The 25,143-nt window shown below is 60.4% G+C and carries 29 protein-coding genes; 19 read left to right on the forward strand and 10 right to left on the reverse strand.

The genetic code is table 11. The features are described from left to right. Positions 1 to 11: 11 nt before the first annotated feature. Together AC58NV_RS14440 and AC58NV_RS14445 are read right to left on the reverse strand one after the other, a co-directional pair. Positions 12 to 1,406 (reverse strand): aspartate aminotransferase family protein, encoded by a 1,395-nt coding sequence (locus tag AC58NV_RS14440; protein WP_497227750.1) that lies wholly within the window; start codon positions 1,404 to 1,406, stop codon positions 12 to 14. A gap of 66 nt (positions 1,407 to 1,472) precedes the next feature. Continuing rightward, positions 1,473 to 2,159 (reverse strand): GntR family transcriptional regulator, encoded by a 687-nt coding sequence (locus AC58NV_RS14445; RefSeq protein ID WP_497227751.1) that lies wholly within the window; start codon positions 2,157 to 2,159, stop codon positions 1,473 to 1,475. 142 nt (positions 2,160 to 2,301) lie between these two features. Here AC58NV_RS14445 and AC58NV_RS14450 point away from each other — a divergent pair, with 142 nt between their 5' ends. From AC58NV_RS14450 to AC58NV_RS14470, 5 genes are all read left to right on the forward strand, one after another. Then, complete coding sequence (locus AC58NV_RS14450; protein ID WP_497227752.1) at positions 2,302 to 3,390, forward strand: polyamine ABC transporter substrate-binding protein; 1,089 nt, start codon at positions 2,302 to 2,304, stop codon at positions 3,388 to 3,390. 115 nt (positions 3,391 to 3,505) lie between these two features. Then, a complete protein-coding gene (locus AC58NV_RS14455) occupies positions 3,506 to 4,633 on the forward strand; it encodes an ABC transporter ATP-binding protein (protein WP_497227753.1) in 1,128 nt (375 codons plus the stop codon). Continuing rightward, a complete protein-coding gene (locus AC58NV_RS14460) occupies positions 4,633 to 5,514 on the forward strand; it encodes an ABC transporter permease subunit (RefSeq protein ID WP_497227754.1) in 882 nt (293 codons plus the stop codon). The genes AC58NV_RS14455 and AC58NV_RS14460 overlap by 1 nt, the downstream gene beginning before the upstream one ends. Then, complete coding sequence (locus tag AC58NV_RS14465) at positions 5,511 to 6,326, forward strand: ABC transporter permease (RefSeq protein WP_222477088.1); 816 nt, start codon at positions 5,511 to 5,513, stop codon at positions 6,324 to 6,326. The genes AC58NV_RS14460 and AC58NV_RS14465 overlap by 4 nt, the downstream gene beginning before the upstream one ends. Then, positions 6,326 to 7,645: an NAD(P)/FAD-dependent oxidoreductase gene (locus AC58NV_RS14470; protein WP_497227755.1), complete on the forward strand. Its 1,320-nt coding sequence runs from the start codon at positions 6,326 to 6,328 to the stop codon at positions 7,643 to 7,645. Before AC58NV_RS14465 ends, AC58NV_RS14470 begins: the two co-directional genes overlap by 1 nt. Here the strand turns inward: AC58NV_RS14470 and AC58NV_RS14475 are convergent. The 3 genes from AC58NV_RS14475 to fliK are packed head-to-tail and all read right to left on the reverse strand — an operon-like array spanning position 7,618 to position 11,012. Further along, the gene (locus AC58NV_RS14475; RefSeq protein WP_497227756.1) at positions 7,618 to 8,496 is read right to left on the reverse strand and encodes a phosphotransferase family protein; all 879 of its coding nucleotides are present in this window, start codon (positions 8,494 to 8,496) and stop codon (positions 7,618 to 7,620) included. The two genes, AC58NV_RS14470 and AC58NV_RS14475, sit on opposite strands and share 28 nt — an antisense overlap. A 46-nt stretch (positions 8,497 to 8,542) precedes the next feature. Then, entirely contained in the window at positions 8,543 to 9,220 is a 678-nt protein-coding gene (locus AC58NV_RS14480; protein WP_497227757.1) for a FlgD immunoglobulin-like domain containing protein, read from the reverse strand. Positions 9,221 to 9,224: 4 nt separating this feature from the next. Next, the gene (gene fliK, locus AC58NV_RS14485; protein WP_497227758.1) at positions 9,225 to 11,012 is read right to left on the reverse strand and encodes a flagellar hook-length control protein FliK; all 1,788 of its coding nucleotides are present in this window, start codon (positions 11,010 to 11,012) and stop codon (positions 9,225 to 9,227) included. Between the two features lie 126 nt (positions 11,013 to 11,138). Here fliK and AC58NV_RS14490 point away from each other — a divergent pair, with 126 nt between their 5' ends. The 5 genes from AC58NV_RS14490 to flbT all read left to right on the forward strand — a co-directional run bounded on the left by AC58NV_RS14490 (position 11,139) and on the right by flbT (position 13,653). Next, a complete protein-coding gene (locus tag AC58NV_RS14490) occupies positions 11,139 to 11,432 on the forward strand; it encodes a rod-binding protein (protein WP_497227759.1) in 294 nt (97 codons plus the stop codon). Further along, a complete protein-coding gene (locus AC58NV_RS14495; RefSeq protein ID WP_497227760.1) occupies positions 11,425 to 11,784 on the forward strand; it encodes a flagellar biosynthesis protein FlgN in 360 nt (119 codons plus the stop codon). The genes AC58NV_RS14490 and AC58NV_RS14495 overlap by 8 nt, the downstream gene beginning before the upstream one ends. A 203-nt stretch (positions 11,785 to 11,987) precedes the next feature. Beyond that, positions 11,988 to 12,797 (forward strand): flagellin N-terminal helical domain-containing protein, encoded by an 810-nt coding sequence (locus tag AC58NV_RS14500; protein WP_497227761.1) that lies wholly within the window; start codon positions 11,988 to 11,990, stop codon positions 12,795 to 12,797. A gap of 78 nt (positions 12,798 to 12,875) precedes the next feature. Then, entirely contained in the window at positions 12,876 to 13,247 is a 372-nt protein-coding gene (gene flaF / locus AC58NV_RS14505; RefSeq protein WP_260016816.1) for a flagellar biosynthesis regulator FlaF, read from the forward strand. Between the two features lies 1 nt (position 13,248). Further along, on the forward strand, positions 13,249 to 13,653 hold the full coding sequence (gene flbT / locus AC58NV_RS14510; RefSeq protein WP_019295212.1) for a flagellar biosynthesis repressor FlbT: 405 nt from the start codon (positions 13,249 to 13,251) through the stop codon (positions 13,651 to 13,653). Positions 13,654 to 14,427: 774 nt separating this feature from the next. Here the strand turns inward: flbT and AC58NV_RS14515 are convergent. Next, positions 14,428 to 15,756 (reverse strand): FliI/YscN family ATPase, encoded by a 1,329-nt coding sequence (locus tag AC58NV_RS14515; RefSeq protein WP_497227762.1) that lies wholly within the window; start codon positions 15,754 to 15,756, stop codon positions 14,428 to 14,430. A gap of 88 nt (positions 15,757 to 15,844) precedes the next feature. On the opposite strand from AC58NV_RS14515, the gene AC58NV_RS14520 reads away from it, so the two are divergent. Genes AC58NV_RS14520 through AC58NV_RS14560 form a run of 9 tightly spaced genes read left to right on the forward strand, consistent with a single transcriptional unit; the run spans position 15,845 to position 20,420 of the window. Next, the gene (locus AC58NV_RS14520) at positions 15,845 to 16,234 is read left to right on the forward strand and encodes a FlgB family protein (RefSeq protein WP_497227763.1); all 390 of its coding nucleotides are present in this window, start codon (positions 15,845 to 15,847) and stop codon (positions 16,232 to 16,234) included. Between the two features lie 12 nt (positions 16,235 to 16,246). Then, complete coding sequence (gene flgC / locus AC58NV_RS14525) at positions 16,247 to 16,639, forward strand: flagellar basal body rod protein FlgC (RefSeq protein ID WP_019295215.1); 393 nt, start codon at positions 16,247 to 16,249, stop codon at positions 16,637 to 16,639. Positions 16,640 to 16,661: 22 nt separating this feature from the next. Then, positions 16,662 to 16,964, forward strand: coding sequence for a flagellar hook-basal body complex protein FliE (gene fliE / locus AC58NV_RS14530; protein WP_497227764.1), 303 nt, complete (start codon positions 16,662 to 16,664; stop codon positions 16,962 to 16,964). A gap of 3 nt (positions 16,965 to 16,967) precedes the next feature. After that, on the forward strand, positions 16,968 to 17,240 hold the full coding sequence (locus AC58NV_RS14535; protein ID WP_366660204.1) for a flagellar biosynthetic protein FliQ: 273 nt from the start codon (positions 16,968 to 16,970) through the stop codon (positions 17,238 to 17,240). After that, positions 17,240 to 17,956 (forward strand): flagellar hook-basal body complex protein, encoded by a 717-nt coding sequence (locus AC58NV_RS14540; protein ID WP_497227765.1) that lies wholly within the window; start codon positions 17,240 to 17,242, stop codon positions 17,954 to 17,956. The genes AC58NV_RS14535 and AC58NV_RS14540 overlap by 1 nt, the downstream gene beginning before the upstream one ends. Before the next feature lie 10 nt (positions 17,957 to 17,966). Further along, on the forward strand, positions 17,967 to 18,752 hold the full coding sequence (flgG, locus tag AC58NV_RS14545) for a flagellar basal-body rod protein FlgG (protein WP_366660206.1): 786 nt from the start codon (positions 17,967 to 17,969) through the stop codon (positions 18,750 to 18,752). Then, positions 18,752 to 19,174, forward strand: a complete 423-nt coding sequence (flgA, locus tag AC58NV_RS14550; RefSeq protein ID WP_497227766.1) for a flagellar basal body P-ring formation chaperone FlgA — start codon at positions 18,752 to 18,754, stop codon at positions 19,172 to 19,174. The genes flgG and flgA overlap by 1 nt, the downstream gene beginning before the upstream one ends. Then, the gene (flgH, locus tag AC58NV_RS14555) at positions 19,174 to 19,914 is read left to right on the forward strand and encodes a flagellar basal body L-ring protein FlgH (RefSeq protein WP_497227767.1); all 741 of its coding nucleotides are present in this window, start codon (positions 19,174 to 19,176) and stop codon (positions 19,912 to 19,914) included. Before flgA ends, flgH begins: the two co-directional genes overlap by 1 nt. Positions 19,915 to 19,922: 8 nt before the next feature. After that, positions 19,923 to 20,420: a flagellar basal body-associated FliL family protein gene (locus tag AC58NV_RS14560; protein ID WP_497227768.1), complete on the forward strand. Its 498-nt coding sequence runs from the start codon at positions 19,923 to 19,925 to the stop codon at positions 20,418 to 20,420. Positions 20,421 to 20,493: 73 nt separating this feature from the next. Here AC58NV_RS14560 and AC58NV_RS14565 read toward each other — a convergent pair whose 3' ends face one another. Genes AC58NV_RS14565 through flhA form a run of 4 tightly spaced genes read right to left on the reverse strand, consistent with a single transcriptional unit; the run spans position 20,494 to position 24,846 of the window. Continuing rightward, positions 20,494 to 20,892, reverse strand: a complete 399-nt coding sequence (locus AC58NV_RS14565) for a hypothetical protein (RefSeq protein ID WP_497227769.1) — start codon at positions 20,890 to 20,892, stop codon at positions 20,494 to 20,496. After that, entirely contained in the window at positions 20,889 to 21,980 is a 1,092-nt protein-coding gene (locus AC58NV_RS14570) for an EscU/YscU/HrcU family type III secretion system export apparatus switch protein (RefSeq protein WP_497227770.1), read from the reverse strand. Before AC58NV_RS14570 ends, AC58NV_RS14565 begins: the two co-directional genes overlap by 4 nt. Then, a complete protein-coding gene (locus AC58NV_RS14575; RefSeq protein WP_497227771.1) occupies positions 21,977 to 22,756 on the reverse strand; it encodes a flagellar biosynthetic protein FliR in 780 nt (259 codons plus the stop codon). Before AC58NV_RS14575 ends, AC58NV_RS14570 begins: the two co-directional genes overlap by 4 nt. Further along, positions 22,753 to 24,846, reverse strand: coding sequence for a flagellar biosynthesis protein FlhA (gene flhA, locus AC58NV_RS14580; protein ID WP_497227772.1), 2,094 nt, complete (start codon positions 24,844 to 24,846; stop codon positions 22,753 to 22,755). Before flhA ends, AC58NV_RS14575 begins: the two co-directional genes overlap by 4 nt. Positions 24,847 to 25,143: the final 297 nt, after the last annotated feature.

Raw genomic sequence — 25,143 nt, forward strand, 5'->3', positions numbered from 1 at the left:
GGGAAATGGCATCAAGCGCTGTGCAGAAGGTCCTGTTTTTTCAGGTCCGTATAGCACTCATCCAGCGACTTCACGGCACGTTCGATTAGCACGTCGATCTGCTCCGGCGTGATCACCAGCGGCGGCGAAATGATCATCCGGTCGCCGACATGGCGCATGACCAGATTGTTGGCAAAACAGCGCTCGCGGCAAATGTAGCCGACGGTGCCTGCATCAGATTCAAACGCGGCGCGAGTTTCTTTGTTCGGGGTCAGCGCAATCGAGCCCATCATGCCGACGATCTTGGCCTCGCCCACCAGCGGGTGATCAATCAGCGCCTCCCATTTCTTTTTCAGATACGGGGCCGCCACGTCGCGCACATGGCCCAGGATGTTTTCCTCTTCCAGGATGCGCAGATTTTCCAGCGCTACCGCTGCGGCCACCGGGTGGCCGGAGTAGGTGTAGCCGTGGTTGAACTCGTCGCTTGCGATCACCGAAGCAATCTCATCGCTGACAATAGAGCCACCGATCGGCGCGTAGCCGGAGCTGAGGCCCTTGGCGATGGTCATGATGTCGGGGCGGATGTTCAGGGTTTCGCTGCCGAACCAGTTGCCGGTGCGCCCGAAACCGCAGATCACCTCATCCGCGATCAGCAGGATTTCATACTTGTCGCAGATGCGCTGGATTTCCGGCCAGTAGCTGTCCGGCGCCACGATCACGCCGCCGGCACCCTGCACCGGCTCGGCGATGAAGGCCGCCACGCGGTCCTCGCCCAGCTCCAGGATCGCCTCTTCCAGCTCGCGCGCGCGCTGCAGGCCGAAGTCCTCCGGCGGCATGTCGCCGCCTTCGGCCCACCAGTTCGGCTGGTTGATATGGTGGATATCCGGGATCGGCATGCCGCCCTGGGCGTGCATGCCGCTCATGCCGCCCAAAGAACCGCTGCCGACAGAGGAGCCATGATAGGCATTCTTTCGGCTGATAATGACGGATTTCGACGGCTTGCCCTTCAGCGCCCAGTAATGGCGCACCATGCGGATGTTGGTGTCATTGGCCTCGGAACCGGAACCGGCAAAGAACACATTGTTCAGGTCGCCCGGCGCCAACTTGGCGATCTTGGCAGCCAGCGCGATGGCCGGCACATGTGTCGTCTGGAAGAAGGTATTGTAGTAGGGCAGTTCGCGCATCTGGCGGGCGGCCACTTCGGCCAGTTCCTCACGGCCGTAGCCAATGTTGACGCACCACAGGCCCGCCATCGCATCAAGGATCTGATGCCCTTCGCTGTCGGTCAGATGCACGCCATCGGCGCGGGTGATGATGCGCGCGCCCTTCTGCGACAGCTCGCCATTGGCGGTGAACGGATGCATGTGGTGGGCGGCGTCCAGCGCCTGCAGCTCGGCCGTCGGCATGTGGTTGGTGATCACGGTCATGAGACTCGCTCCTGAGAATAACTGATTGGCACCAGAATATGATCAAATTCTCAGGTGTCAATCGAATCAGTTAGCGGCCCGCAGACCCTGAACCACATGCTCCATGCCCTCAAAAACGTCCCGCTCCATCGCCAAAGCGGCCATTTCCGGATCCTGCCGCCGCAGCGCATCGAGGATGTCCTTGTGCCGGTCCGGAAAGCTCTGGGTGCCAAGCCGACCGCTGACCACCCTCAGAGAGGGGCCGAAGCGTAGCCACAGACGGTCGGCAATGTCGCTCAGAATCGGCGCTTTGGCGTGGGAGTAAAGTGCTGTGTGGAAGCTGTAGTTCTGCACCAGATAGCCAGCGACATCACCGGTGGCGATCGCCTTGTCCAACGCGTTGTCTATGGTCACAAGCTCCTCGATATCCGCTGTGCCAATCTGCATCGTTGCCCGGCGAGCAAGTTCGCACTCAATTGTTTTTCTTGCAAAAATAAGCTCCTCCAGGTCCTGCGGCCCCAATAGCGGCACCGACACCCGCCGGTTGCCCTGGAACATCAGCGCTCCATCGGAAATCAGCCGCCGGATCGCCTCGCGCACCGGCGTCATGCCGGCCTCCAGCGTTTCGACCAGACCTTGGATTGTCACCGCCTGCCCGGGCACCAGTTCGCCGAACAGAATCTGCGCCCTCAGCTTCTGGTAAACGATCTCATGCGCGGGCAGTTTCGCCGGGTTTTCCTGCGCCGCTGCGGGGGGCGAAGTGGTCTCTGTCACCTGGGGGTTTCCTCCTCGATTTTGGCCAGCTTGCACCATCCTGAGCCAAGTGAAAACATAAAGAGTATTGCCGAACGCGGCAAAACTTGATCAAATCCATTTACAGCCGGACCTGGAAGCCGGCATGCACAGGGAGAATTTCATGACACTTAAAACGATGACCATGACTGCCGTCGTTGCCCTTGGCACGGCAGCCGCCGCCTCGGCAGAAGAGGTGCGCGTCTACAACTGGTCGGACTATATCGACGAAGGCCTGCTGGAGAAGTTCGAGAAAGAAACCGGCATCGACCTGATCTATGACGTCTTCGACAGCAACGAGGTTCTGGAGACCAAGATGCTGGCAGGCGGCTCGGGCTATGATGTGGTGGTGCCGACCGGCTCCTTCATGGCGCGCCAGATCCAGGCCGGCGCCTTCCAGAAGCTGGACCCGTCGAAGCTGCCGAACAAAGGGAATATGTGGAACGCGATCGAGGAGCGCACCGCGAAGTATGACCCCGGCAATGAATACTCCATCAACTACATGTGGGGCACCACCGGCATCGGTGTGAACGTAGCCAAGGTGACGGAAGTTCTGGGTGAGGATGCCCCGATCGACTCGCTGGAACTGGTGTTCAACCCGGAAAACATGGAAAAGCTCGCGAGTTGCGGCGTGCACTTCCTGGACGCTCCCGATGAGATGATTCCCGCCGCGCTCAAATACATCGGTGAAGACCCCAACAGCATGGATGCCGATGTTGTTCAAAAGGCTGAGCCGGTGCTGATGGGCGTGCGCCCCTACATCACCAAGTTCCACAGCTCCGAATATATCAACGCCCTGGCCAATGGCGATATTTGCGTGGCCTTCGGCTGGTCCGGTGACATTCTGCAGGCGCGCGACCGTGCGGCCGAAGCGGGCAACGACGTCGAGATCGAATACAACGCGCCCAAGGAAGGCGCGCTGATGTGGTTCGACCAGATGACCATTCCTGTCGATGCCCCGAACCCGGAGGGCGCCCACAAGTTCCTGAACTTCATCATGGATGCGCAGAACATGGCGGCTGCGTCCAACTACGTCTATTATGCCAACGGCAACAAGGCGAGCCAGGAGTTCCTGGAAGAGGATGTGATCGGCGATCCCGCAATCTATCCCAACGACGAGACCGTCAAGAACCTGTACATCAAGGAAGGCTACCCGCCGAAAGTGCAGCGCAAGGCCACCCGCATGTGGACCAAGATCAAGTCCGGCACCTGATCAGCCGTGCCTGACTTGCGGGGCGCAATGCCGCCCCGCTCCTCCCAACGCGCCTGGGTTCTCCACGCGCGGCCATCAAAAACATCCCCGCGACACTTCGCAGAAGAGGCCCGGCTTGACTGCTTCCGTATTCGAACCCTGGAACGATCCTGAGGCAAAGCCCCTGATCCACTTTCAGAACGTCACTAAGCGCTATGGCGAATTCACTGCCATCGACAACCTGACCATCGACATCTTCGAGCGGGAGTTTTACGCGCTCCTGGGCCCGTCAGGCTGCGGAAAGACCACGCTAATGCGGATGCTGGCCGGGTTCGAAACCCCGACAGAAGGCAAGATATTCCTAGCCGGGCAGGACATTGCCCCCGTACCTCCGAACAAACGCGCCGTGAACATGATGTTCCAGTCCTACGCGCTGTTCCCGCATCTTTCGATCTGGGAAAACATCGCCTTTGGCCTGAAGCGCGAAAAGATGCCCAAGCACGACATCAACGACCGCGTTGAGGAGATGCTGCGGCTGACCCGGTTGGAGAAGTTCGCCCGCCGCAAGCCGCACCAGATTTCCGGCGGCCAGCGCCAGCGCGTCGCCCTGGCCCGTTCGCTCGCGAAACACCCGAAGTTGCTGCTGCTCGACGAACCGCTGGGTGCGCTGGACAAGAAACTGCGCCAGGACACTCAGTTCGAACTGATGGACATTCAGGAGAAAACCGGCACCACCTTTGTGATTGTGACCCACGATCAGGAAGAGGCGATGACCGTGGCTTCACGGGTCGCGGTGATGGATCACGGCAAAATCATCCAGGTGGCGACGCCAGACCGGATCTATGAAAACCCGAATTCCGTATATGTGGCGGATTTCATCGGCGACGTGAACCTGATCGAAGGCACCGCCAAGCTCAATGGCAGCGAAGCTTACGCCATGTCCTGGCACGAAGGCCACGCGCCCCTGACGGTGAAATCGCCAGTTGCATTCTCCGAAGGGCAAAAATGCCATTTGGCAATCCGGCCCGAGAAGGTCTCGATCAGCGCCGAAAAACCGGCAGACGCGGACAATGCCGTTCAGGGCCGCGTTCTGGATATAGCCTACCTCGGCAATATTTCCACCTACCACGTAGAGCTGCCCACTGGTGCGGTGATCAAGGCACAGACCGCCAACACCCGCCGCATCGCCCGCCGGGCCTTCACTTGGGAAGACACTGTCTGGCTGTCCTGGACCGCCACGGCAGGCGTTCTGCTGGCAGACTGATGCGCCGCTTTGTCCTGATTGCCATCCCCTATGTCTGGCTTCTGGCACTGTTCCTGGTGCCCTTTGCCATTGTTTTGAAGATCTCCTTGTCGGACGCGGCGATTGCCCGCCCGCCCTATTTCCCGCAATTCGACTGGGCCGAAGGGATCGCTGCCTTTGTTGCGGAATTGGACTTCGAGAACTTCGTCTGGCTGACCGAGGATGACCTGTACTGGAAGGCCTATCTCAGCTCCGTGAAAATCGCGGTCATCTCGACCTTCTTCACCCTGCTGGCCGGCTATCCGATTGCCTACGGTATGGCGCGCGCGCCGGAAGAATGGCGCCCGACCCTGATGATGCTGGTGATCCTGCCGTTCTGGACCTCTTTCCTGATCCGCGTTTATGCGTGGATGGGGATCCTGTCGAACGAGGGCTTTCTCAACCAATTCCTGATGTGGATCGGGGTGATCTCCGAGCCGCTGACCATCCTCAACACCAATTCCGCAGTCTATATCGGCATCGTCTACACCTACCTGCCGTTCATGATCCTGCCGGTCTATTCGGCACTGGAACGGCTGGACGGCTCGCTGATCGAGGCTGCCGAGGACCTTGGGTGCTCGCGCCTGACGGCCTTTTGGCTGGTAACCGTGCCGCTGTCCAAGACCGGCATCATTGCCGGCAGCTTCCTGGTCTTCATCCCCGTGCTCGGTGAATTCGTGATCCCGTCGCTGCTGGGCGGATCCGACACGCTGATGATCGGCAAGGTGCTGTGGGAGGAGTTCTTCTCCAACCGCGACTGGCCGGTAGCATCCGCGGTGGCGGTGGTTCTGCTGCTGCTCCTGGTGATCCCGATCGTGCTGTTCCAGCGCAACCAGCAGAAACAGCAGGAGGCAGAGCAATGAACCGTATGAGCTGGTTTAACGCCGTATCTTTGACCCTCGGCTTTGCCTTCCTATACATCCCGATGGTAATCTTGGTGATCTTCAGCTTCAACGAAAGCAAGCTGGTCACCGTCTGGGCGGGGTTTTCGACCAAGTGGTACGGCGAACTGCTGCAGAACGAGGCGTTCCTGAATGCCGCCTGGGTGACCATCAAGGTGGCCGTGTTCTCCTCCACCATGGCGACCGTGCTGGGCACCATCGCCGCCTATGTGCTGGTGCGCGGCGGGCGGTTCATGGGGCGGACACTGTTTTCCGGCATGATCTATGCGCCGCTGGTGATGCCTGAGGTGATCACCGGCCTGTCGCTGCTCCTCTTGTTCATCGGCATCGGCCTGGATCGCGGCGTGTTCACTATTGTGCTGGCGCATACCACGTTCTCCATGTGTTATGTCTCGGTGGTGGTGTCGTCCCGGCTGGTGACCTTTGACCGCTCGCTGGAGGAAGCCGCGCTGGATCTGGGCTGTTCCGCGTCTGAGGCGTTCCGGCTGGTGACCCTGCCGATCATTGCGCCCGCGGTGATTTCCGGCTGGCTCCTGGCCTTTACCCTGTCGCTCGATGACCTGGTGATTGCATCCTTCACCTCCGGCCCCTCGGCCACCACCCTGCCGATCAAGATCTTCTCGGCCGTGCGCCTGGGCGTCAGCCCGGAAATCAACGCGCTGTCGACGATCATGATCTCGATCGTCACCGTGGGCGTCATCACCGCCTCGCTGGTGACCAAACATCAGGTGGCCCGCCAGAAGCGCGAGGAGCAGGCTGCGGTGCGCACCTGATGCGCAGAATTTTCTCCGGCTACGCCTATGGTCCCGGCCCTCGTAGCAACTGCTGGTGGGACGAGACCATAGCAGCACCGGACTGGCCGGAATTTGACCGAGAGACTGCTGCCGATGTTGCGATCATCGGCGGCGGCTTCACCGGCGTTTCAGCAGCCCTGCACCTGGCCGAAAGCGGTGTTTCCGTTGCATTGCTGGAAGCGGAAACACCCGGCTGGGGCGCATCCGGACGAAACGGCGGATTTTGCTGCCTGGGCGGCTCTAAACTCTCGGGCAGCGCAATGCGCAGGTTCTTCGGCAAACCCGCCGCTGATGCCTATGCCGCCAGCGAAGAAGCGGCGGTGGACCTTGTGCAGGAACTGCTGGGGACGCATGGCATCGAGGCCGACACCCACTCGCGCGGAGAAACGCAGTTGGCGCACAGCAAAAATGCTGCGCGCCAACTGTCCGCACAGGCAGCGGAAATGCAAAAGGCTGGCGAAGCGCCGGAGTTCCTATCCCGCGGCCAGCTTGCGGAACATGGGCTGAACGGCGATTTCCATGCCGCATTGACCACACCTTCGGGCTTTGCGCTGAACCCGCGCAAATACTTGTTTGGCCTGGCTTCGGCGGCGCGGAATGCAGGAGCCGCACTGTTCCAGAACAGCCCGGCGCTTTCTGTAACGCGGACGGGCGCCGACTATGAAATAGAGACTAACAAAGGGATCTTGCGGGCATCCAAGGTTGTCATTGCCACTAATGGCTATTCCTCGGAAGACCTGCCGGGATGGCTGGCGGGACGCTACATGCCCGCGCAATCCACCGTCATGGTGACCCGCCCCCTGACGGAAAACGACCTGCAGGCGCAGGGCTGGTTTTCGCATCAGATGGCCTATGATACCCGCAATCTGCTGCACTATTTCCGTCTGATGCCGGACCGGCGCTTCCTGTTTGGCATGCGCGGCGGGCTGCTGGCCTCGCCCCGGGCCGAGGCCGGCATCCGGCGCAAGCTGCGGCAGGATTTCGAAGCCATGTTCCCGGAATGGCGGAATGTGGAAACCACCCATTGCTGGTCCGGCATGGTCTGCCTGTCGCGCAACTTAGTGCCCTTTATAGGGGCAGTACCGGATCGGCCCGGAATGTACGCCGGGCTGTGCTATCACGGCAACGGCGTCGCAATGGGCAGTTTTGCCGGGCGGATCCTCAGCGATCTGGTGCAAGGGCGAAATCCAGAGCTGCCTTATTCCCCCGTCGTGCAAAAAATGCCACGCTTTCCCTTTGGCAGCGCCCGCAGGGTGCTGATGCCGCCGGCCTATGCGGTTTTGGGCCTGATGGACTGAAGCGCCTCACACTCCAATTCAAAGGCTTGCAGGTCCTTTTCCCCGCCCCGTTCGGCCCGCCACAGGCAATAAGCTGCCATACGCCAGTGGAACCAGGGCTTCAGCGCCAGGGTCCGGCCTGCAATCCGCGGGTCAGGATAGGCCTGTAGAAAACTGTCTTCTTCCGCCTTAGTCAGCGGCGCGCCCCGGTACATCAGTTGCATCGCTGGCGAAAGGAACAGCGACAGGTCCTCTGCAGGGTCGCCAATCTGCGGGCATTGCCAATCGATCAGTGTCAGGGTGCCGTCATGCGCCAGAAGGTTGCCAGGCACTGGATCGCCATGGATGAGCAGCGGCTGGAGCAACGGGGGAACCCGGCCCAAAGGGCGCAGGGCAGCCAAATGCCCGCTGCCCTTGCAATTCCGCAGAATCTCCAAGGTCTGCTCCTCAAGTGCCGCACTGCCGTTCACACCACCCGGAAGCCCGGGCGGCGGCGCGACATCATGCAGACGCCCCAGAAGCCGCGCCACATGACCGGTGTCTTCCTGCCAGGGGCTGCCGTTGACATGGGCATAGCCCAGCCACTTCCGGCCCTCGAAAGTTCCAGTCTGCACCAGCGGCGGCACCATGCCGGTACCAGACAACGCCGCCAGGGTCGCGCCTTCCCGCGCCGGGTCATTGGCAAACAGCGGGTTGGCCCCATCTTCGGCGTAGAGCTTGATCACCAGCCCGCCCGCCCGCCAAACGTGATTTGACCGCCCGCCGGCCAGACGCCGGGGGGCGGGCACATGCAGCCCGGTAGCGGACAAATGCGCAAAGAAGCGGACTTCGAACTGGTCAGGCAGCTGTTGCAGGGTGGTCTCCGGTGTCATGCCGCCCTGTTCTTAGACAGTTTTTGAGCCTGCGGAAACAGCCGGACTAGCCCGCTGGGTCGCGCAGCGCGCTGACCGACGAGGCCAGAACCACCGAGCCACCCTCGGTAATCAGCCCCACGTCACCGCCCTGCATCCGGGTCTCGTTCACCTTGAAGTAGACTTCTGCGTAATCCTGCAGCAGCAGGTCGTCGCCTTTCCGGCTCTCTACGGCAAAGGTGTATTCACCCGCCTCCAGAGGATTGCCGTCATCATCCAGCCCGTTCCACTCATAGGGCTCAGCCGAGACCGGCAAAGAAACGCGCTGCACTTCGGTGCCGTTTGCGTTCTTCACAACCAATGTCACCGAATCCGCGGCAGCGGCCGGGTTAGGTGCAATGGTGACCGTATTGCTTCCGTCGAAATAACCCGGTGCAACAGCCCGCGCCTCCATCCCAACCCAGCCCGACAGAGCTGCCATATTGGCCAGGCCCAGCTGCGATTGCAGCCCTTCCAGCAGCGTGTTGCTTTTAGTCTGCTGCTCTACCATCGAGAACTGCGCAAGCTGCGCCGCATATTCGGTCGAATCAAGGGGCTCCAGAGGATCCTGATTTGTCGCCTGCGCCGTCAGCATTTTCACGAAAGTCTCGAAGTCCGACGACAGCCCGGAAGTTTGCTGAGAGGCCGCCGGCAGCGGGTTGGATTGTGCCGCGGGGCTGGCCGCGGAAGTAACTGCTGTTGTCATGTAATCAGACCCTCATATCCACGCCGGCGGTTCCGAGCCGGAGATTCTTTGTTGCTTGTTCCCCGGCAGTCTCGGGGCCGGGCTGCGATTTCGCCATGCCGCCAACCTGTCCGGATCCGTCCTCAGCTCCATCCTCAGAGCCGCTGCCGGTCTGACCGCCGCTGAACTCGAACGAGATGTCCTCGTAGCCCATACGGCGGAACTCCTCGGCCAGTTCATTGATATGACGGCGCATCAGGTCTCCGGTCTCAGGGCGCTCTGTCTGAATGATCATCGTGATGCCGGTTTCGCTGGTCACCACGCGCATTTTGACCTGCCCCAGTTCCTGCGGGTTCAGGCTCACCTCGACCTTATGTTCACCCTTGGCTGCAAAAGCTTCTGCAATCTGGGCCGCGATCAGCCGCGGCATTTCCGGCCGGTGCGCCGTCTGTGTGCCGAAAGAAGCTTCGGCTAAAAGCTGGCTCAGCCCCGGGGCTTCACCGGACAGGCCAAAAATCTGAAACGGCAGGTCAGCCTCTCCGGCTGCTTCTGTCAGACCACCCGCCAGCAGAGGCTGAAACATCACCGCGGCCTGCTGTGCTGTCTTGGCCGCTGCTGCGGTTCGAATATCCCCGGCCTGGAACACACCTGAACCAGATTTTTCCGCAGCAGGGGCTTCGGCCGGAGCATCCTCCGAAATCTTCAGGCTAACGGGACCGAGTTCCGCTTTACGAGTCGTATCCCGCGACACCGGTAGTCCTGTTGCAAGTGCCTGAACTGTGCCTTGCGCGCCAGCCGCAACGGCGCGTGCGACGCTTTCAGGCTGCCGGGCAGCCAATTGCTCGACTGCCTTGTCATTTGGAGAACTGAAAACAGCTTTACTCGCTTCGGAACTTTCCATGTTCTGATTTGCTGACACGCTATCTTTGGCACCTGGAGCCGCTTGCCCTGCGTTCGCCATCCTGGAACGGCCGCCAGCTTCTGCGACCTGCCTGATGGCATCTGCGGTTTCCCGCGTTGCTGCCGTTTTACCTGAAACAGCGTCCCCTTCAGTTCGCGCCGGATGCCCTGCCGGGTGTTGATCGTTGCTGCCCGCGGGGTCGGCTGCCTGACCGACGGCAGCTCCGGAGGCTAAGGTTTCTTTCGGCGCGCCACTCGGCAGGCTGTCCCTGGAGGAGCCGCCTTCCGCCGCCAGGTTGCCGCCGTCCAAAGCTGCATTTTGTGCTGCGGTCCGCCCCTCGCTGCCAGGCAGTGCCGCAGTCTGGGAAGGTCTCTCCTGCTCTCTGGCATCTGCTGAACTTTTGATGCGCCCGCCGTTAATTGCATCAGCGCCGTCAGCCGCTTGCTCGGCGCGGTCGCTTGCACCGTCACCTCGGGTTTCCGTCTGTGCTTTTTCCGCAGCCTCCATCTGGACTTCGACCCCAGCCTCCACCTGTGCTTCGGCTTCTGATCCGGTATCGCCGGAATCCCTGACTTCAGCCGCAAGCTGAACCAGCGCAGACGTGTCGGCTTCCGTCTCAGCTTCACCTTCAGGCAATGCGGTCTCTACAGTAGTGCCGCCCTCACCGGATGCGTTTTCGCTCTCGCCTGCACTCTTTGAAGGACGCCCCGAATCCCCTGCTTCTGCTTCAGATGCTGCGGATTCGCCGGTCGCTGACGCAGCATACCGGGGCACTGCCCCACGCCCTTCTTCGGCGGCCACGTAATCCGAAAACTCATTGGAATTGTTTGATTTATTTGACACCTGCGCAGGATTAGCCGGTGCCTTTCCACCAGCAGCAGGCTCAATACCAAGGATCGGATTCATCATCATTTTCTGTTCCAGACATTCTATCTCGACCCGGACAGGCTTAGCCCAAAGCGGTTACGGCAATTTTAACCGGTTACAGCGCAGTCTCCGAAAATCGATGGAATTCGAGAACCAACCGGAGAACCGGACATGTCAGATATTTTGCCAATCCCGCTTCAGACCGCGTCTGCAGCCACCCCGGTGCGGCCCGCAAGCAGCGACCCGTTGCGCGAGGCCGCGATTGAGCTGGAAGCCTCTTTTCTTGCGGAAATGCTGAAATCGGCCGGCCTAGGCGAATCCAGTGAGGCTTTCGGCGGCGGTGCCGGCGAAGAGCAATTCTCCAGTTTTCTCATCCGAGAACAAGCCAACCAGATCGCCCGCTCCGGCGGCATCGGCCTGGCCGAATCACTTTACCACGCATTGAAGGAGACCCAAGGTGAGTAACCCGGAACCGCAGCTGCTCATTGATGAGTTGGACCATATCCTTGACCAAGAACGCTCTGCCCTGATGGCAGGCGACCTCGGCAAGCTGGAAGATCTGCTGGCCAAAAAAGAGAAAACCATCGGCAACCTGAACTCCGTATCCGAGCTGGAACGCGAGTCACTGGAACAGGTGCAGACCAAGCTGTCCCGCAACCAGGATCTTCTGGACAGCGCCATGGAAGGAATCCGGTCAGTGGCTGCAAGGATGGCCGAATTGCGCCGAATCCGCAAAGGGTTGGACGTCTATGACCAGTCCGGGCGCAGAACCCGCTACGGCACCCGCAGCGGCGCCAAGCTGGAAAAGCGGGCGTGAAAGCAATTTGGGAAAAATTCTAAGAATCCAAATCCGGTCATTAGCACTCCCTTAGCAACTCCTGCGCCAAAGTCGCCTTGCACCTGATGAAGGGTGGCGCGGAAACCGGACGGTGGAACGCACAGTCAGAAAGACGTCACACAGCGCCCCGGAGGGGCAAGTAATTCAGGGGCCAAAGCGCCCCGCAGCTAAAGGAAAAAGCTATGACCAGCATTCTGACCAACAACGGCGCAATGGTTGCTCTGCAAACCCTGAAGTCCGTGAACAACAATCTGGAAGAAACCCAAAACCAGATCTCGACCGGTAAAGAGGTCGGCATGGCGAAAGACAACTCCGCTGTCTGGGCCATCTCCAAGACCATGGAATCCGACATCCAGGCTTACGAAGCGGTGGGCGATGCCCTGAACTTCGGCGAAGCAACCGTGGCTGTCGCCTCCTCCGGTATGGAGCAGATCGTTGAAACCCTGAAGGAGATGCGTGAACTGGCGGTTGCCGGCGTTTCGCAGAACGTTGACCACGCCAAGATCGAGTCTGACCTGGAAAAGAAGAAAGAGCAGATCGAATCGATCATCGACTCGGCCAGCTTCAATGGCGCCAACCTGCTGGATACCGCGGTAACCTCGCAACTGGACGTCCTGGGCGGCCTCAGCGCATCGAGCGATGTGATCACTGTTTCGGCGATCGACACTGGTGCATCGCTGGATACTTCCAACATCACCGCGCTGGACTCGACCAATGCGGCCACCGTTCTGGCCGATATCGAAGAGATGCTGACCTTCGCTGTCGACAGCGCCGCGCAGCTGGGTGCCGACAGCAACCGCCTGTCCGACCAGAACGACTTTGTGTCGAAACTGACCGACTCGCTGAAATCCGGTGTCAGCACCATGACCGACACCAACATGGAAGAAGCGTCGGCCCGGCTGAAGGCATTGCAGACCCAGCAGCAGCTGGCCGTGCAATCGCTCTCGATCGCAAACCAGGCGCCGCAGACCCTGCAGCAGCTGTTCCGCTAACAGCCTGATCCGGGGCGCTGATGGCGCCCCGGTCTTCCCTTCTCAGAGAACCTGAAGAACAATACGTTAGGAAAACACGTGAATGCCCTTCTGAAGGCGAAGAGTGCCTATTCGGCGGCAAAGACCCCGACCCGGACAGCAAAGAATTTCGAGTATGAAGTGATTGCCCGCATCACCCGCAGGATGATCACGGCAACGCAAAAAGGCCGCGATGGGTTCAATGAACTCGCAACAGCCCTGAATGACAACCGGAAGCTCTGGTCCATTTTCACCGTCGACATCGCTTCGAAAGGCAATCCCCTGCCGGATGATCTCAAGCAGAACCTGTTCGAACTGGGAGAATTCACGAGACAACACACCACCAAAGTGCTTCAGCGCAAGGCCGATGTCCGGCCGTTGGTGGAAATCAACACGGCCATCATGCGTGGCCTCCGCAGCGGAGCATCCTGATATGAGCGGACTTGTCCTGAAACTTGCCCCCAAGGAGCGTGTCCTTGTGAATGGCGCGGTTATTGAAAACGGCGACCGCCGCAGCCGCCTGTCCATTGTCACACCGGACGCCAACATCCTGCGTTTGCGCGACGCAATTCATCCGGAGGAAGCCAATACGCCGGTGCGCCGCGTGTGCTATGCAGCGCAGCTGATCCTGTCGGGTGATGCAGATCCCGAGGAAGAACGCCTGCCGATGCTGCGCCGGATCGAGGAACTGAGCCAGGTCTTCACTGACCCGGACAGCCGGTCATCCATTGCTGAGGCAACCGATGCCCTGATCAGCAACAACCATTACCGTTGCCTGAAAGCGCTGCGCACATTGCTGCCGCGCGAAGACCGGCTGTTTGCCGTACGGCCGTCCTGATCATTTGCCCGCCTGGCCTGCCGAGGCCAGAGCGGGCTGAAAATACCGTACGCCTCCTGAAAACAGCGATCGTACTGCCCTTTCCGAATGGGGCGCCGCCAGAATACCTTTTTGCACTCAGCCGGCATCCAAACGCCACCATTGGTTAGCCTCGCGTTCGCACGCCGCCCCTCCGTGCAAGGATGCCTTCTTGGAAAAACATTCAGGAAAGTGTCAGACCAGCTGATCAGCTGTCTGTAGCCGGGGCGCCACATGCTCTGCTCGGACCGCTAAGGCCTCTGGAACAAAGCCGGCGGGCCGTGTCTTCCCCCGGGTTTCAGCGACAGGCTGTCAGCTCGTGATCCCCAATCAGCTGCAGCTCCCCGGCAGTTTCCACCATCAGGCAAGCGCGGCTGATTTTGCCAAAGATAGCCGGAGCAAATTTCAGTTCCTGGCCGGGAACGCATTTTCGGTTTCGAACTTCATCTCAGCAACTGCCAGACATGCGCTGCTCGATTTTCTGCACAGCTAAAAGTGCACTCACGGAAGAGCTGAGGCCTGCCAGTTGCTGATTGCACCACAGCTGGAGCAACTCCGCGAGCGATAGAACGGCGATCAGAGTTGACCGGTTAGGTGCAGGCCACTTTGACCGGCCGATCCGCTCGGATCGGCCGCTTACACCCGGATAACAATCCAGGCAATCAGCCCCCGCGGCTGGACATCAAAAACTTGCAGTTTCGCCAGCCCCCGCGGTCAGTGGCCACAGGGGCTGATCTGCATCCGGCCGGCTAAATCTCAGCGGCCAGCCTTTGCGCGGCGCAGCAGCAGCAAAAGACGGTTGAAACTGCTGGTGATTCCTTCCGGATCCTCGCGGCCAAAGAATGCATCCAATTCCGGCCACAGTTTAACTGCCTGATCCAGCACGGCATCATTGCCTTCTGCATATAGCCCGGCCCGGATCATCACCTCCGACTGTTCGTAGGCGCCGAGATACTTTCGAACATCCTTAATCGCCTCGTTTTCGTCAGCGGTGGCAGCGGCGGGCAGGCTGCGCGACACCGAACGTGAGACGTCGATCGCCGGAAACCGCCCGCGCTCGGCAATTTCGCGGTTCAACACAATATGCCCATCCAGAACACCGCGCAGAATATCCGCAATCGGTTCATCCATATCCGACCCGGCGACAAGAACACTGAATACGGCTGTAATGTCGCCCTGCCCTTTGCCGCCTGGCCCTGCCCGTTCACAAAGGCCGGTAATCAGCGGAGTGACTGAAGGCGGGTAGCCGCGCAGCGCCGGCGCCTCGCCGGAGGCCGCGGAAATTTCCCGGTGCGCCTCGGCAAATCGGGTGACCGAGTCGGCCAGAAAGAGCACGTTCTTGCCTTGGTCGCGGAAGTGCTCCGCCACCGTCATTGCCGCCCAGGCACAGCGGCGGCGCACCAGTGCGGACTGGTCGGACGTCGCGGCCACCACAACAGCACGGCGCATGCCTTCAGGACCCAGAACCTGTTCGACAAAGTGATTCACTTCGCGCCCGCGCTCGCCGATCAGGGCCATCACCACCACATCCGCTTCCATGCTTTTGGCCAGTTTCGCCAGAAGCGAGGATTTCCCGACCCCGGAACCTGCAAAAAGGCCAACCCGCTGCCCCTGAACAATCGGGAGAATCGTATTCAGAACCGCTTGGCCCGTGGCCAGGCGTTCCCCCATGGAGCGGCGGCCTGCAGCCTTGGGCGGCGGTGCCATCAGGTCGCGCGGTGCATTGCCCGGAAGCAGCGGACGGCCATCCAGCGGTTCCCCGAAGGGGTCGATAAGCCGACCGATCCAATGGTCGCTGGGGGAGAACTCAGGTGACGGGTGCAGCAGAACCGGGTCCCCGATCGCAGCCCCATCCGGCGCCCGATCAGGCAGCATACTGATATTGCTTCCATTTATCTTCAGAACTTCGCCATGCAACGCATCCTGCGGACCGCGGCGCAACACCAGCCTGTCGCCGATACGCGCCGCCGCTGCCAGACCGCTGATTTCGATTTCCCCGCCCGAGATCCCTGTCACCCTGCCTACCTGGGTTATCAGGCGCTTGCCGGCAATTTGACGGGTCAGTGCTTGCATCTCTGCTTTCATCGCAGCGGCCTCCCTTGGTGTCCTGAAAACAATTTCTAAAGGAATCGGGGTTAAGCCTTGATTGAAATCGATCAAGGGAGAAGCCCTGGTGTTCACAGAATTGAACGTATTCAGAATCGCCTATTCTATGGCGACCCATGCCGGCAAACGCCAGGCACTGGTTTCCCAGAATATCGCCAATGCCGATACGCCGGGGTACCACGCCAAAGACATCAAACCCTTCAAAGAAGTTTTTGCCGCCGGCGCCCGTCCGGCCAGCATGATCGCGTCCCGCGGCAGCCATTTGAACGGCACTGCAGGCAACGGCATGGACTGGGCGGTCACCTCCACAGACGCAGGCAGCGACCCCAATGACAATTCGGTTTCGGTCGAAACCGAACTGTTGAAAGGGGTTGAGGTTGCACGCCAGCACAAGCGCGCCATGGCGATCTACAAATCCTCCATGAACATCCTGCGCACCAGCTTGGGCAAAAACTGAGGAGGATGAGCGATGAGTGAATTTTCCAGGGCCCTTTCCGTCACTGCCAGCGGCCTCAAGGCCCAGGCTTCGCGGCTGCGGCACGTGTCCGAGAACATTTCCAACGCCGACACCCCGGGCTACCGCCGCAAAACCGTGCCGTTTGAAGCCGTGCGCGAGCTGCAAACGGACGTGGAGCATGTGCGCACCGGCAAGGTCACCCTGGACCGGCGGGACCTGGAGGAGGTCTATGACCCCTCCCATCCGCTGGCGGATGAAAGCGGGCATTATGAGGGCTCGAATGTCGATCTGATGATCGAGATCGCCGACGCCCGCGAAGCACAGCGCAGCTACGAGGCCAACCTGAAGATGTTCGAGCAGACCCGCTCGATGTCAGCCTCTCTGATGGACCTTTTGAGACGTTAACCGAAAAAACTGGAGATCCAGAATGGATATTCGCAGCCTTTCCGCCGCCAGCGGCTATGCCGCCGCCCGGCCCGCCACCAAAGCCGACCCCAATCATGACGCCGTTGGCGCGGGGGCAGGCGCACGTCTGAAAGAAAGCTTCGAGAGCTTCGCAGCAACCCTTCAGGGCAGCGAGCAGGTGTCTGTGCAGGCAATGACCTCACAAGCGGACCCGCATGCCCTGGTGCAGGCGCTCGCGCAGACAGAACTTGCGGTCGAGACCGCCGTCACCGTGCGCAACAAGGTGGTCGAGGCCTACCAGGAAATCTTGAGGATGCCGGTCTGAGCCATGATGAGCGAAAGCCTTTTCTATGACACCCTGCGCCAAGCCATGTGGGCCGCGGTCACCATGTCGACTCCGATCCTGATTGTCGCCTTGGTCGTCGGCCTCTCCATCGGCCTCTTCCAGGCGCTGACCTCGGTGCAGGAAATGACCCTGACCTTCGTGCCCAAGCTGGCAGCGATCATAGTCGTGTTCTGGATGACCATGGGCTTCATGACACAAACGCTGGTGGCCTTTTTCAATGGCCACGTCGTTCCGATGATTGCTGGAGGCGCGTAATGGAAACGGCAGGCTACGCCACGCTTTCCCGCCAGTCGGGGCTGATGCGCGAAATGCGTGTCATCGCAAACAACATCGCCAACTCCGCTACCACCGGCTACCGCCAGGAGGGGCTGATTTTCTCGGAGTTCGTGCAGTCCTCCCCGGGGCAGCAGTCTCTGTCGATGTCGCGTGCTAACATCTTCAACACCTCCATGGAGCAGGGACAGCTCACCAAAACCGGCGGATCCTTCGATTTCGCCGTAGAGGGCGATGGTTTTTTCATGGTCGAAACGCCTCAGGGCGAGCGCCTGACCCGCTCTGGTGCTTTCTCCCCCAACGCGGCCGGCGATCTTGTCACAATGGATGGCTACCGGGTGCTGGACGCTGGCCGCGCACCGGTCTTCGTGCCGCCGGATGCCGGCAAGATCGAAGTAGGTGCAGACGGGTCCATAAGCGCTAACGGACGGCTGCTGGGACAGCTGGGATTGTTCAAGCCAATGGAGAGCCACACACTGGTCCGCGAAGACGGGGTGATGTTCCGCGTCGACGGGGAAATCGAAGAGTCTTTCGACTCGAAGGTCCTGCAAGGCTTCCTCGAAGGCTCCAACGTGAACGCGATATCCGAAGTGACCCGGATGATCGAAGTGCAGCGCGCCTATGAAATGGGCCAGAGCTTCCTGCAATCGGAAGACGAGCGCATCCGCAATGCCATCAAGAACTTGATCAAGACCTAGGAGAATCCAGATGCGTGCCCTGAAGATCGCCGCGACCGGCATGAGCGCCCAGCAGCTGCGGGTGGAGACCATCTCCAACAACCTCGCGAACATGAACACCACCGCCTACAACGCGCGGCGCGCCGAATTTGCCGACCTGCACTATCAGCAGATTTCCCGGGCCGGATCGGTGAACGCCTCGGATGGCACGGTGCTGCCCACTGGCGTGCAAGTGGGCCTTGGCGTCCGCCCGGCTGCGGTATCGGTTCACCTTGCGCAAGGCGCGCTGCAGCAGACCAACAACGATCTGGATGTCGCGATCGACGGCAAGGGTTACCTGGAAGTGACCCTGCCCTCCGGTCAGAGCGCTTATACCCGCGACGGTGCGCTGAAACGCACGGCAGAGGGGTTGATCGTGACCTCCGACGGGTTTGCGGTTTCTCCCGAAATCACCATCCCTGACGATGCCACCAGCATCTCGATCAATGCCGAAGGTGAAGTCTACGGCTATTTCAGCGAGACCACCGAAGGCCAGCTCCTGGGTCAGCTTTCCCTGGCAAGCTTCACCAACCCCAAAGGGCTTGAGGCAATTGGAAGCAACCTGTTCACCGAAACCGAAGCCTCCGGCACCGCTGCCGTTTCCACAGCGGGCGAGGATGGGCTGGGCACTTTCCGCCAGGGCTATCTGGAGGCCAGCTCAGTTGATGCAGTGCGTGAAGTCACCGAACTTATCGAAGCCCAGCGCGGCTATGAAATGAATGCCAAGGTCATCTCAGCTGTCGACCAGATGATGAGCGCAACCACACAGGTGCGCTGATGAAACTTGCCCTTGCCTGCCTGACCGCCGCCGCGCTCTGTGCCCCGCCCGCCTGGGCGGAGTACCTGGTTCCGCTGCGCACAATCCGCGCAAAAGCGATTGTGAACGCAGAAGATCTGGCTCTGAAAAAGGGAGAAATCCTTGGCGCGCTGTCAGATCCTTCCGAGGTGATCGGCAAGGAAGCGCGCGTGGCACTTTATGCAGGCCGGCCCTTGCGCCCAGGCGATATCGGCCCGCCGGCAATTGTTGAACGCAATGACCTGGTGACTTTGATCTTCCGCCAGGGCGGCCTGACCATCGCCGCAGAAGGCCGCGCCCTGGGCCGCGGCGCCGCCGGCGAGCCCGTCCGGGTCATGAACCTGTCTTCACGCACCACCGTCACCGGCCGGATCACCGAAGACGGCTCCGTAGAGGTAAACTGATGTCTAAGAAATTGTCACCCGTCAAACCGCTGCTGTTCGGACTGGCCCTGCTGGGGGCCTGCGGCCGGATGGATCACCTAGGTAAGGCGCCTTCCTTCACGCCGGCCAATGAAACGCCTGAGCATGTTGCCATGCTCTACCAAGGGCTGCCGGCACAGACCCAGACCCGGCGCACCGTCGATGGTTCCTCTCTGTGGAGCGGCTCTCAGCAGTCTTTGCTCGGCGACCGCCGTGCCATCAAGCGCGGCGATATCCTGACAGTTGTGATCGAAATCGATGAGGAAGCGGAAATTTCGAATGACACCCAGCGGTCGCGCTCGGGCTCCGAAAGCCTGAACATGCCGCAACTGCTGGGCCTTCCGCAACGGCTGGACCGGAAGCTTCCGGAAGGCGCCTCGTCAGCGGATGCCGTTGAAATTGGCAGCTCCAGCGCTTCCGGCGGCAAGGGTTCTGTCAAGCGCAGTGAAAAACTGGAGCTGCGAGTCGCGGCAACGGTTGTCGACGTGCTGCCAAACGGGGTGCTGGCGATCAGCGGCACCCAGGAGCTGCGTGTGAATTTCGAACTGCGCGAGCTTCTGGTCACTGGCTATGTCCGGCCTCAAGATATCAGCCGCCAGAACGAAATCACCTATGACAAGATTGCCTCTGCCCGGGTGTCCTATGGCGGCCGCGGTCAGATTACCGATGTGCAGCAGCCCCGCTACGGCCAGCAGCTGCTTGATGTTGTCCTGCCGTTCTGAGGATTGCCATGCTGTCGAAACTCCTGCCAGTCATACTGCTGATCCTGGGAACCGGAGGCGGCATCGGCGCCGGCATTTTGCTGGCGCCCGCGCCCGAGGAAAACCACGCCGCTGCTGGAACGGAAGCATCCTATGCTCCCGCAGCGGCCATTGAGGAACCCGCTGAAGGAAGCGAAGAAGACCTGCGCGAATACATCAAGATCAACAACCAGTTTGTGGTGCCGGTTGTCGATCGTGACCAGCTGACGTCCCTGGTAGTCATTTCTCTCAGCCTGGAAACCGCAAAAGGCATCAGCGACAAGGTACACGCCTATGAGCCCAAGCTGCGCGATGTCTTCCTGCAAGTGCTGTTCGATCATGCGAACATGGGCGGCTTCCGCGGGGCCTTCACACGTTCGGATGTTCTGGAGCCGCTGCGCACTGCCTTGCGGGAAGCAGCGCAGAAGCATGTTGGGAAAGGCATCTATGACGTGCTGATTATGGAGATTTCCCGGCAGGACGTCTGACTTGCCAGGAGCATTGCCAACGTAAAAGCCGGTCCCGCGGGACCGGCTTTGTTTTTGCCTGAGGTGATGGGCCTTAGCCGTCCAGAAGCCTGTCCATCAGCGCCTTGGCCTGCGCGGCCTTATGCTGTTTGCGCTCAACAGCAGCCATAGTTTCAACTGCGTGCTTGCGCCCGAATGCCTTGCGCAACTGGTCCATCATCCGCAGTTTTTGCGCCGTAGCCTTAGCCAGATCCATGTTCAGCTGGCGCCGCGTGCGGGTATGCCAGCCCTGCCAAAGGAGATCCGCCCCCAAGGCTTTCATCGCGTGATCGCCATTTGCCTGTTCCCGGGTCGCCTGCACCTGCTCATTGAGCCTGGCGAGCTGGCCGCGCAGTTCCGCTTCACGCGCAAGTGCCGGCTGAACCTTAGCGTGCTCCTGCATGTACTGCGCGGCGGTCACTGCCGCCATTTGGTCGAGCATCTTTTGCTTCATGTGATTTTCCCTTTGGCGCGTTTGCGCATTTCCTCGGCAAAGCGGATGGCCGCCGCTACCGGCGCATAATGTTCTTCCAGAATCTCGTCGCCGATTTCGATGGTGGCGTGCAACGCACGGGCGGTGGGCGGGTCGCTGTGGATCGGAATGGCGTTTTCGTTGGCCACGCGCCGGATTGCTGCTGCCACTTCATCAACCCCCTTGGCGACACAAACCGGCGCAGCGCCCTTCTCGCGGCTCCATTTCAAGGCAACCGCGTAGTGGGTCGGGTTGACGATCACCACATCGGCGTTGGGCACTTCGGCCATCATCTGGCCCATTGCAATTTCCTGGCCGCGCTGGCGCCGTTTGCCCTTCATGTGCGGATCGCCTTCGGCATCCTTCATTTCGTCCTGGATTTCCTTGCGCGACATCATGTTCTTGCGGCGGTGTTCAGCATGCTGGAACACCGCATCCACAACGCCGATGGCCAAGGCTATGACCAGCGCCAGAAACAGAAACTCCAGCGCCAGTTGCGACAGCATCAGCACAACCGATTGCGGCCCGGTGCCGGAGGATGAAATCATGTCCGGCAGCCTGTGGCTCAGGTAGACACCCAGGCAGACAGAGTAGAGGGTCAGCTTCAGGAAGCTTTTCAGGAACTCGAACAGGCCGGACCGGCCAAATTTGTTTTTGGCGTTGGAAATGATCGAGATGCGCGACAGTTTCGGCTCCAGCTTGCTGGGCGCAAAAACCAGGGCGCGCTGGCCGACAATTGACAGCAGAACAAGGGCAAAAGGCACCATGAACCACGGCAGAATGGGCCTCAGCACGCTGCCGGCAAATCCTCCAACAGGGGCAGCCGCGGATCCGCTATCAAAGAACAGCTGAGCCAGCCGGTCCGGCTGATCCAGAAACGCCATCAGAGCAGTGCCGGTCCCCTCAACGCTGCTGCTGCCGGCCGCATAGAATGCTACAATCAGACCCAGGTAGGCCGCTGCCACTGACAAGTCCGTGGATTTGGCAACTTCACCCTTCTCACGGGCCTTGCGGAGCTTCTGTTCCGTCGGCTCAAATGACTTGTCGGAATCGTCATCCTGGCCGCTCATGGCATTCCGCCTCCGAGATTGGACAGAAAGGCCATCAGAGCACGAGACCAGACGTCCAGAATCATCGGGCTGCCAACCATCAGGATGAATAACCCGAAGAAAGTAATGACCGGCGCACCGACCATGGCGACCATCAGCTGCGGCATTGCCCGGTTAATCACCCCGAGCGCCAAATTGTAAATTACCGCCGTCAGAACAAAAGGGGCTGCCAGAGTGAAGGCCAAGGAGAAGCTCTCCGATACCCGGAACACTCCCCATTCCGTCAGCCCGGCCGCAGCTGGAAACTGTCCGGCAGGAAACATCTGATAGGATCCGATCAGAAGCTCAGCGACCCTCACATGCAGCCCCAGCATAACCGCCAGGGTCACGCCGGAGATCATCAGAACGGCCCCAAGCGCGGGCATAGGTTCGGCCCCGATACCACCCAGAACCTGCGACAAGGATGTGCTTTGCGCCGCCATCGCCCCGGCGGTTTGAAGCGCCAGAACAAATATCCGCGCGCCAATGCCAAGCGCCAGACCGATGATGGCTTCGGTCACCGCAAACCGGGCATACCCCATGACCCCGTTTGGTTCGGGAAAGGGCGGCAGCGCGGGGGCCACCACAAAGGTAAAGGCAACTGCGATCGCCAGCTTGACACGGGTCGGCACGTACAGCTCGCCCATTGCGGGCAGCACCGAAACCATCGCCGAAACCCGCAGGAAAACGATAGCCGCGTGCCAGAATCCTGCCCCCAGCAGCAGTACCAGCTCTGGCGGCAGAAAATTCAGGTTCATGCCTGGACCATCCCGACCAAGGCCGGCCGCGCTTCGAGGCCGATTTCCTCGAACGACAGGACCGGATTGGTAATGCCGCGCGATTTCAGGATTGTTTTCAAGTACCGGCGGCGACGGGTGGACGTCACCACAGCGGCAAAAACCCCCTGATCGGTGACCGTGCCCAGCTTGTCACTCAACCCGTCAGCCAGCCGGTTGAACAGGTCAGGCGGCAGGGCGATATCCAGGCCAGCCCCTTGCGCATCCACCTGGTAGGTGGAGAACTTGTCCTCCCACTCCGGTGCCAGCTGGATCAGCGGGATAGTACCGTCCTCGCGCTTCATTTCCGCCACCAGCTGGAAGCCCAGACGCTGGCGCACATGCTCGCAGATCAGTTCCGGCTGGGTGGTGTGCATCCGCGCCTCGGCAATCGACTCGAGAATCAGCGGCATATTACGGATCGACACCCGCTCCTCCAGCAGCAGCCGCAAAACGGCGTGCAGGGTGTCCATCGGCACCTTGTCCGGCACCAGCGCGTCCAGCAGTTTGCGGTTTGCTTCAGACCTGAAGCCATCGGACAGCTGGGTCATCTCGTCTAGCAGGCGGCGCAGCGACTTGAGGGTCAGCAGCCGGGAGAAGTTCTGCTTGATGATCTCCAGCAGATGGGTCGCCAGGATTTCCGGCGGAGAGACTACGGTCGCACCGGCGAGCGCGGCCTGTTCCTGCGACTTGGCAGAGATCCAGCGCGCCGGGGCCCCGTAAACCGGCTCAGTCACGTCGGTGCCGGGCAGAAGTGCATCATGATTGTCCGGCATCAGAGCCAGAACCATGTCCGGATGCAGCGTGCCGCGGACCTGTTCAACGCCCTGCACCTTGATCACATAGGTGCCCCTGTCCAGTTCATGCTGATCGGTCAGCCGGATTTCCGGCAGGATCAGGCCGAATGTGGTGGCGATATGCGAACGCATGTTGGCAATCCGGGCGTCCAGCCCGGTGCCTGCGTCCAGAACCATGCTCACCAGGTCCGGCGAGAATTCCAAGTGCAGATCATCCAGGTCCAGAATATCGCCCAGCGGCCGCGATGCAGAGGGATCAGAGGCTTCTTCGATCTTTTCCTCGATCTCAGCTTCCGCATCATCCTTCTTTTTCTTGGCCATCCGGAAGGCAATAAAACCCAGCACGCCGCCGCCTGTCACAAAGGGCAGGAACGGCAGGCCCGGAACCAGTGCAAACATGACCATCAGGACCGCAACGGTGATAAGCGCAGCCGGATGGCGGCCGAACTGATCGAACAGGGCGATATCCGTGGAACCGGTGGTGCCGCCCCGGGCCAGAAGCAGCGCCGCCGCAATGGAAATGATCACCGACGGGATCTGCGACACCAGACCGTCGCCGACGGTCAGAATGGCATAGGTCTCAAACGCGTTGCCAACCGGCATGCCGTGGACCAGAACGCCCATGATCAGCCCCATCACCAGGTTCAGCAGGGTGATCAGCAGACCGGCAACAGCATCGCCTTTGACGAACTTCGAGGCACCGTCCAGCGAGCCGAAGAACGTGGTTTCCTGCTGATCGCGCTCCCGGCGCTCCTTGGCGGTCTGGTGGTCGATTGCGCCCGCAGACATGTCGGCGTCGATCGCCAGCTGTTTGCCAGGCATCCCATCCAGGGCAAAACGGGCACCGACTTCCGCCATCCGCGCCGCGCCCTTGGTGATCACCATGAAGTTGACGATCAGCAGAACGCCGAACACCACAAGGCCAAGGAAAACGCTTCCGCCCATAACAAACTGGGCGAAACCTTCGATCACGTTGCCCGCCGCATCGGTCCCGGTATGCCCCTGACCAATGATCAGCTTGGTTGAGGACACGTTGAGCGACAATCGCAGCATCAGCGAAGCCAGCAGGATCGTCGGAAAGGACGAGAAATCCAAAGGCCGTTCGATGAATAGCGTGATGGTGAAAATCAGGATGGCCAGCGCAAAGGAGGCGGCCAGGCCGACATCCAGCACCCAGGCCGGCATCGGCAGGATCATCATCACGATGATCGCCATCAACGCCAGCGCCAGGAGAACCGTCGGGCTGAAGAGTTGTTCTGTCGTCAGCTTAGGCACAAGTCACACCCCGAAATATGTTAATAATAGACCGGATGAGAGCAAGGTTTCGCGCTTTGGCAGGCAGTCTGAACGGCATTGTCGAAACCGCCGACATGCTGTCTCTGCGCAAGCAGAATACGGTCCCGGCAGGCTGCCAGCCGCAATTGACGCGCGGCAAATTCAGCCCCGGCGGCAAGCCGGCCGTGACGCAAAATTGCTGTAAGAGAGATTTCGTCCGCGTGCGCACCAAAGCGGCGGCTCCGCACCCTGAGCCTGCTGCGCGCAGAATCAGCCCATGCGGGCTATTTTTCTTGT

This window comes from Leisingera sp. ANG49 (assembly GCF_059694505.1).